Here is a 1,586-nt window from a genome sequence, read left to right on the forward strand (position 1 = left end):
TCAGGCTGTTGACAAAGTGGTAGAATTTTTTATTAAATCTACCACTTCTTTTTATTTTTTATGCAAATTGATAAATTTGTACTATTTTCCTTATATGTCTTTCTTTTTTGTTCGGTGAGGTCGTATTTATGAGACCTCTCCTTTTTTTCATTCTCGCCAATTTGCCTAAATTATGGCAGCCAAAAATAATCAACGATTCCTGTTGATTTTTCTTTAGTCCTCTTATTCTCGTAAACCTTAATCCATGCTTTTCTTTGCAGTCTGCATAGACTCTTTCTATTGTCTCTTTTCTTAACGGGTATATGTCCTTCCATTCTGGTGTATATCTGATTTCATCCGCCAATTCTCTATATTCCTCCCATACGTGTCTTGTGATGACCTTCTGGTGATTCTTGCTCTGTGTACACTGCTCTAAGAATGGACATCCTTCACAATCCTTTGGATTTGATTTGTATTCCCTGTATCCTGATTTGTTTGTTGTGGTATATTTCAAGTCCTTATTATTTGGACATATATAAATATCTAGCTTTTCATCATAGACATATTCATATTTCTTGAAGAATCCTTTTTTTGTCATGGGTCTTTTATATGGCAGATAAGGTCTGATTCCATCCTCTATGATTTCTCGACATATTGCAGGTGTTATGAATCCTGCATCCAGACTGATGTTATGTATTGAATCTCCATAGGTATTCAGTAGCTCTCTATACGCATCATGAAAAACAACACTATCGTGCTGATTGCCTGGTGCTACTGTATTATGCAGTACAAATCCATGTCTATCACAGAATGTCAGATTTGTATATGCAAAGCATTTCTGTTTTTCTCCCTTATGGAAGCATCCGCTTTCTGGGTCTGTCTTGCTTACCTTTATTGATTTTGTCCCTTTTCCTTCAATCAGTTCTCCTGTTTCTTCATCATATGCAAGCTCTATATCCTTTGTTTCCTTTAATGCTTTTTTTCCATGTTCTTCTCTATCCTTGTTGATTTCTTCCAGAAGTTCATCATCATAATGTTTCTTGACGATCTCCACGACCTTGTTTTCGTGTTTTCTACTATTGGCGTTGGCTTTTCGATGTGTTCCATCTCCAAATACTGTATCAAGATCCACAAAATCATATGCTATGGCTTCTTCGATGATCCTGTTGAAAATCTCATCAAAAATTTCTGAATCTCCATATCTTCTGATATAGTTCTGTGACCAGGTTGAATAGTTTGGAACCTCATCATCAATGGACAATCCTAAAAACCACCTGTAGGCAAGGTTGACCTTGATTTCTTCACATGTTCTTCTCATGGAATGAATACCAAATGTAAAGTTAATAAAAAGCATTTTAAAAAGTACCACCGGATCGATACTTGGTCTTCCAAAAGAACTGTAGAGCGGTCTGACCAATGGATAAATAAATGTCCAGTCAATGGCTTCCTCAAGCTCTCTTACCTTGTGATCTGATGGTACTAATTCATCTATAGTACTCAAAATAAAGCTGTCATTTTTACGATTGTTTAAACATGTCATTGCCATAATATTTTACCTCCAAATACGCACTTACATTATATCATATTTTCATGACATGATGATAAAA

Annotated in this window: 1 pseudogene; it reads right to left on the bottom strand. The window is 35.4% G+C overall.

Features of this window, described 5'->3' with window-relative positions:
* Nucleotides 1-154: 154 nt before the first annotated feature.
* Nucleotides 155-1,525, bottom strand: a pseudogene (locus tag ACESR5_RS11985) (IS1182 family transposase); the annotation flags it as partial.
* Between the last annotated feature and the right edge of the window lie 61 nt (nt 1,526-1,586).

This window comes from Clostridium sp. AUH-JLR23, assembly GCF_964238065.1.
In the GTDB taxonomy this organism is placed as follows: domain Bacteria; phylum Bacillota_I; class Bacilli_A; order Erysipelotrichales; family Coprobacillaceae; genus Allocoprobacillus; species Allocoprobacillus merdigallinarum.